The organism is Cobetia crustatorum (genome assembly GCF_000591415.1).
Lineage (GTDB): Bacteria > Pseudomonadota > Gammaproteobacteria > Pseudomonadales > Halomonadaceae > Cobetia > Cobetia crustatorum.
The window spans coordinates 1-6,310 of sequence record NZ_JEMF01000080.1; the positions used below are offsets into that span (position 1 = coordinate 1).

4 protein-coding genes and 1 pseudogene are annotated in these 6,310 nt (G+C 56.9%); 4 read left to right on the top strand and 1 reads right to left on the bottom strand.

Annotated features, from left to right (window positions below; genetic code table 11):
* Positions 1–63: 63 nt before the first annotated feature.
* Positions 64–1,026, bottom strand: a complete 963-nt coding sequence (locus BF12_RS0114740; RefSeq protein ID WP_024952935.1) for a LysR family transcriptional regulator — start codon at positions 1,024–1,026, stop codon at positions 64–66.
* 426 nt (positions 1,027–1,452) lie between these two features.
* On the opposite strand from BF12_RS0114740, the pseudogene BF12_RS20405 reads away from it, so the two are divergent.
* From BF12_RS20405 to BF12_RS0114760, 4 genes and pseudogenes are all read left to right on the top strand, one after another.
* Positions 1,453–2,753 (top strand): annotated as a pseudogene (locus BF12_RS20405) (MATE family efflux transporter).
* Positions 2,754–3,088: 335 nt separating this feature from the next.
* Positions 3,089–4,348 carry a D-amino acid dehydrogenase gene (locus tag BF12_RS0114750; protein WP_024952936.1) on the top strand — a complete coding sequence of 420 codons (1,260 nt, stop codon included), beginning with the start codon at positions 3,089–3,091 and terminating at the stop codon, positions 4,346–4,348.
* An 86-nt stretch (positions 4,349–4,434) separates the two neighbouring features.
* Positions 4,435–4,818 (top strand): RidA family protein, encoded by a 384-nt coding sequence (locus BF12_RS0114755; RefSeq protein WP_024952937.1) that lies wholly within the window; start codon positions 4,435–4,437, stop codon positions 4,816–4,818.
* A 228-nt stretch (positions 4,819–5,046) separates the two neighbouring features.
* On the top strand, positions 5,047–6,240 hold the full coding sequence (locus BF12_RS0114760) for a LysR family transcriptional regulator (protein WP_024952938.1): 1,194 nt from the start codon (positions 5,047–5,049) through the stop codon (positions 6,238–6,240).
* Positions 6,241–6,310: the final 70 nt, after the last annotated feature.

Genomic DNA, 6,310 nt, shown 5'->3' on the forward strand with positions numbered 1-6,310 from the left:
TCTGGTGTTCTAGCTTTGGTGTTCTAGTTCTGACGCTCTAGTTCGACCTTGGCGATATTGGTGTCAGCTACCGCAGACCTTGCCGTAGCCGTACATGCTATCGAAGCCCGGGATTCGCTGCTCCCAGACCGGTGGTGTGCCTACCACTTCCTGCAAACAATCGCTGAAGCGACGCGTTTTCTGCGGTAGATACTGACGGTGCGGGTAGACCAGATGAATAAAGGGCAATGGCTTCATCGTTACTTCGGTCAGCAGTGGGATCAACTCACCAGTGAGTATTTCATCATTGATGTTGATGGCCGATACCATGCCGTAACAGGCGCCTGACTTGATGGCGCTTAGCAGGACATCGCCATCATTGACCTTGAGGCGTGAGTCCAATGCGACCTTCTCCTCGACGCCACTTTCACTGCATATGCGTAGGCGGTCGAGAATAAAGCCATCACGGGAGTAGACGGCCGCGGGCAGGCCTGAAAGGTCTTCCGTGGTCTTTGGCATGCCATAGCGCTCGATAAAGGCAGGGGATGCGCAAATCAAGTGACGGTGCGCTGCCAACGGGCGAGCAATCAGATTGGAATCCTCAAGCTCCGACATGCGGATGGCGAGGTCATACCCACCACCGATGATGTCCGTCAGGTGATCTTCCAGACGTACTTCTACTTGAGTGTCCGGATAGCGTTCCATATACAGGCGGACTGCCTGAGCTACATAAGTGCGACCGAAATGGCTTGGGCTGGTGATCTTGAGTACACCACGTGGCCCATCCTGATAGGCGCCAGCCACATCGTCAGTATCTTCCAGTACCTCACGCAGTCGTAGTGCATGCTGATGAATCTCACGTCCTGCATCAGTCAATGCCAGCGAGCGAGTGGAACGATTGAAAAGGCGAATCTGAAGCTCTTCTTCCAGGCGGCTAATCTGTTTGGAAACCACCGAGCGATTGACCTGACGATGGTCTGCCGCTTTGGAAAAACTCTGCGTTTCCACGACATCTAGAAACAGCAACAAGCGGGATGCTTTATCCACGGTATGACCTCTCGTGATGCAATCGGAAAAGTGGTCACTTCGCTGCTTGCCTTGATGGCAGGAAGTGATGTGACTATCGATGTCGCCAGGTGAGTGCTGATGGCAAGAAGGTGTGATTCGCAAAGCTTAGCACGGCGACTGTTTCCTCTAATACCACGCGCCACGCTATTTCATCGCCTTTCCTGTTGCCAATAATGCATCAAAGTCATGTTTTCCTGATGCTATCGACATGGGATGCAAAGTCTTAGAATCATCTGTCTAACCACAGGGGCTGACTTCTGAGGCTCTTGTCATTTTTTGACCAGCGATGCCTGGCATGCTGGGAGTGAGTGAATGTCTTCGAAAATCATGCAACCCACATCGTCGTCGCCCGATTGCCCAAGTACCCGTGAGCTGATGTCGCGACTGTGGCGCAGCACCTTGCCCATGACAATCGGAATAATGGGGCTGCTGGGCTTCAACCTGGTCGATGCTGCTTTTGTGTCTCGTCTGGGTACGGCGCCACTGGCGGCTCAGTCCTTCACCTTTCCGCTGACGTTCTTGATCATTGGTGTTCAGGTCGGAATGGGGATTGCGATTGCCGCGATTGTCTCGCGTACGCTGGGCGCAGAAGAGGATGCGCGCGCGCGCCGCTTGGGAGGAGTCGTGGTCTTGGCATCCGGTGGTGTGCTCGCGTTGTTGCTGCTATTGCTGTGGATAGTGCGCGTACCAGCCTTCCATCTGCTGGGCGCCAATGATCAGGAACTCACGCTGATCGAGCAATATTGGGGGCCGTGGCTGGTCGCCAGTTGGCTGGGTGCGATGGCTTATGTGCTCTACAGCCTGTTTCGTGCGCACGGTAATACTCGGCTGCCGGGTGTGATGATGCTGATCACCAGCTTATTGAACCTGGCGCTCGATCCTCTGTTGATCTTCGGTCTCGGCCCGATTCCTGGCTTTGGTCTGGCAGGAGCTGCCTGGGCGACCTTGATCGCTTTTGCCATCGGCTGGTGATCACGGCAAGCAAGTTGAGTGGACAGGGATGGGTCGAGTATCGCGGTCTGCTTCGTGAGTGGCGTGAATCACGTCGTCAGTTGATGGGGATTGCAGGTCCGGCCATGCTTTGCCAGATGATGCCTGCGCTGGCAGCCATGCTGGTCACAGCGATTGTGGCAAGCCTGGGACAGACTCAGGTCGCCGCCTGGGGTATTGCCTCTCGGCTTGAGACCTTCTCGCTGATCGTGGTGCTGGCATTGACCATGTCGCTGCCGCCGTGGCTAGGGCGTTGTTACGGGGCAGGTCGCTGGCAAGAGGTTCGCCGCCTGATGAACCTGGTCGCGCGCGTGGTCATTGTCTGGCAGCTGATATTGGGCGTTATCGTGACCTTGCTGGCATCGCCGCTGGCGAATGTACTGGTCGGTAGCAGTGACGTGGCTGAAGCACTGGTCCTGCTGGTGCCGTGGATGCTGCCCAGCTATGCCTTCCTGGGCATCTGTATGCTGGTGGTGTCTGCGGCCAATGCGCTGGGCTGGCCATTGCGGGCAACGCTGTTGTCCTTCATTCGTCTTTTTGTCTGCTTTCTGCCGGCGGTGTGGATCGGGGCTCAGATGGATGGTCTGCGTGGGGTGGCGATCGGTGCCGCCATTGGCAATCTGCTGGCGGGTGTCGTTGCCTGGCGGTTGTATCGTCAGGCCATCGGTAGCTTGGGCAAGCCATTACGCAAGATTTCTGCAGCGGCCTCCGTCTGAACTAAAAGGGGAGGCGTAGACGCAAGGTCTTGAGGGATAAATGAGCTAGCCAACAACGCAGTGCGCAACAAAAAAGCGGCCATTCTAAAAATGGCCGCTTTTTTGTTGTTTAACACTAGAGAGTCGGCAAAATTACCTAATATTTTTCTGATTAATGGGTATATAACAGAATATTAGTGATGAGCGGTGGCCCTATACTGGTGATATTCAGGTCAAGCAGCTGCGAGTAATCGGTTGCCCGATAATGGCCTATTGAATTCATCCGGTGCTGATGGGCGCTGGATATGCTTTTCATTTACCGCAGGGCGCGGTTTGCAGTCACGGAGTAGGCCAACATGAAAATTCTTGTGCTCGGAAGCGGCGTCGTCGGTGTCACCAGTGCCTACTATCTCGCACGCCAGGGTCATGAGGTCACGGTGGTGGATCGTCAGGCCAGCCCTGCGATGGAAACCAGCTACGGTAACGCAGGACAGGTATCCTTCGGATTCTCATCTCCTTGGGCAGCCCCTGGCATTCCGCAGAAAGCCGTCAAGTGGATGTTCCAGGAGCACGCGCCGCTCAAGATTCAGCCGCGCATGGATCCGCAGATGGCCAAGTTCATGGTCAAGATGTTCGCCAATTGCAATGCTGATCGCTATGCCGTCAACAAGGAGCGCATGGTGCGCGTCGCCGAGTACAGCCGCCTGTGCATCAACGCGCTGCGTGACGACACTGGTCTGCGTTACGAAGATCGCCAGCAAGGTCTGCTGCAGTTGTTCCGCACTGAGGCTCAGGTGGAAGCGGTACAGAAGGACATGAAGGTACTGGCAGGCTGTGGCGTGCGTCACTCCTTGCTGGACGCTGATGCCTGTGCACTCGTCGAGCCGGCTCTGGCTCGCGTACCGGGCAAGTTCATCGCTGGCCTGCACTTGCCGGATGACCAGACGGGCGATTGCCATCTCTTTACCAATCGACTGGCAGATTATTGCCGCGACACTCTCGGCGTGACGTTTGTCTTCAATACCACCATTCAGCGTATTCAGCGCAGTGGCAGCCGTATTGAAAAGGTCATCACGGACCGTGGCGAGATGACGGCGGATAGTTATGTCATGTGTCTGGGTAGCTACTCACCGTTTCTGGCCAAGGATCTGGATCTGGACCTGCCGATCTATCCGGTCAAGGGCTACAGCCTGACAGTGCCGATCATCGACGCCGATGCCGCGCCGCAGTCTACTGTCATGGATGAAACCTACAAGGTGGCGCTGACGCGCTTTGATGACCGCATTCGTGTCGGCGGCACTGCCGAGCTGGCATCCTTCGATCTGTCACTGCTCGAGAAGCGCCGCGCGACCATCAACATGGTCGTCCGCGATATCTTCCCTGAAGCCGGCGACTATGCACGTGCCGAGTTCTGGGCTGGCCTGCGCCCGATGACACCGGATTCCACGCCGATCATTGGTGCCACCAAGTATGACAATCTGTGGTTGAACACTGGTCACGGTACCCTGGGCTGGACCATGAGCTGTGGCAGTGCGAGCCTGTTGGCGGACCTGGTAGACGGCCGCAAGCCCGGTATTGATCCAAATGGTTTGAGCCTCGGTCGTTACGCCGCCTGATCGTTTTTGATGCTTTCTCATCGATTGATGCTGTCTTGTTGATTGATGTTTCCCCTAGTGATTGATGGCTTCTTGAGGAATGACGCATGACCAAGCAGATTATCTCCACCGAATCCGCGCCGGCCGCGATTGGCCCGTACTCCCAAGCAGTTCAGACGGGCAATCTGGTGTTCCTGTCCGGCCAGATCCCGTTGGACCCGGCTACCATGGAAGTGGTTGAAGGCGGCTTTGAAGCACAGGCAGATCAAGTGTTCCGCAACCTCAAGGCGGTGTGTGAAGCGGCTGGCGGTAGTCTGGATCAACTGGTCAAGGTCAACTTGTTCCTGACCGACCTGAGCAACTTTGCCGTGGTCAATACCTTGATGGAGCAGTACTTCACTCAGCCGTATCCGGCGCGTGCTGCCGTCGGCGTCAAGGAGCTGCCCAAGGGCGTGCTGTTTGAAGCGGAAGGCGTGCTTGCGCTGTCCTGATCCGTCGATGCTCTGACGCCAGGCTGCCCTGATGCCACTGGGCCATCGATGGCAAGCCATACCACCACCCTCGCTGATTCGTCAGCGGGGGTGGCGTCGTTCTGGGGAGCTGCTTTCATAACGTGCGTGACATTTAGTCTCAGCATGATTAGCGTAAGGCTAAAATAGGCAGATGCCGCTGACTCGATGACAGGGGCATATCGGTCGATATCTTCAGGGAGCAACAAGATGGCGCAGTCAGACACCGGAACACGTGAGCCAGGCATGCGGCTGCGGCAGCTGGAAATGCTATGGGCAGTCGTCGAATGTGGCTCGATGAAGGGCGGTGCGGCGCAGCTGGGTATCAGCGTACCGGTTGTCTCGCGTGGGTTGGCGCAGCTTGAGCAGACGCTGGGCTATTCGCTGTTTCTGCGTGAAGGCGGCCGCTTGGTGCCAACGCCTGAGGCTGAGCGGCTGACGCCATCGCTGGCACAGATGTTCACGGCACAATCCGAGTTGCGTCGTCTGGCATTTGGGCCTGGCAGTGGTACTCGTCCACGGCTGGTCTTGGCAGTAACACCTGCGCTTGAAGCCTTCAGTGCTGGTTGGCTGACGCGTATCGCAGCCTGTGAAGCGCTGAGTGACTGGTTGCCGGTGATTGAGGTGATGGAGCCATCGCAGCAGGTAGAGGCCGCGCGCGAAGGGCGGGTAGCAATGGCAGTGAATCTGGAAGCACCGCCAGAGCCGCAGGGTGGCAAGCGGGCTGCGACAGCGGCGGCGCGTGCGCGTGAGCTCAACGCCAGCCTGCGGCAGCGTGCCCGTGAAGAGACCGTCCTGATAGAAGACGAGGATGGCACGAGTGCGACAGCTACCATGCCAGAGCTGGGAGACAATCCGCCGTCGAGTGAGCCGGAATCTGTCATTGAGGCACCGGTGACGGACGCGTCAGACGAGGAGACTACTGCTCATCAGCAGCAAGTCCTCAGGCTACCATTGATGCTGTTATGGCCGGCGCGTTGGCCGTTGTTGAACAAGCCGCTGTGTCTGGCCCGCCTCAATGAGCGCCCGTTTGTCGATTTGCCAGAGAACACTAGCCAAGGGCGTCTGATCAGAGGGTTGCTCAAGCGTGAGCGAGTGACACCTGCGATACAGGCTGAAGCGGCAACGCCAGACAGTGCAGGGCGGTTGGCCTGCTCAGGTGTGGCAGCCACCATTATTGATGTGCTCTCGGCTCGTCAGACCCTGAGCGGAGCCAACGGCAGTCTGATTGGAATGGCACTATCGATGCGCAGTGAACGTTATCTGGAATTGAGTTGGCAGCTGCCGGTGGCGGAAGATGGCAGTGCTGAGCAGGAAGTGCAGACACGATTGATCGCCTTGCTGGAAGCCGAAGTGGCAGCGTGTCTTGCCGAGCTTCCGACAGGGAATGACGAGCAGGAATGAGTGAGGTAAAGCCGTCTTCCTGATCTAAAAAGTACGAGTCTAAAAATACAATGCATGAAAGCACGAAGCC

Coding starts and splice junctions, on each gene's coding strand:
- BF12_RS0114750 (WP_024952936.1), top strand. CDS start 3,089: ATGAAAATTCTTGTGCTCGGAAGCGGCGTCGTCGGTGTCACCAGTGCC.
- BF12_RS0114755 (WP_024952937.1), top strand. CDS start 4,435: ATGACCAAGCAGATTATCTCCACCGAATCCGCGCCGGCCGCGATTGGC.
- BF12_RS0114760 (WP_024952938.1), top strand. CDS start 5,047: ATGGCGCAGTCAGACACCGGAACACGTGAGCCAGGCATGCGGCTGCGG.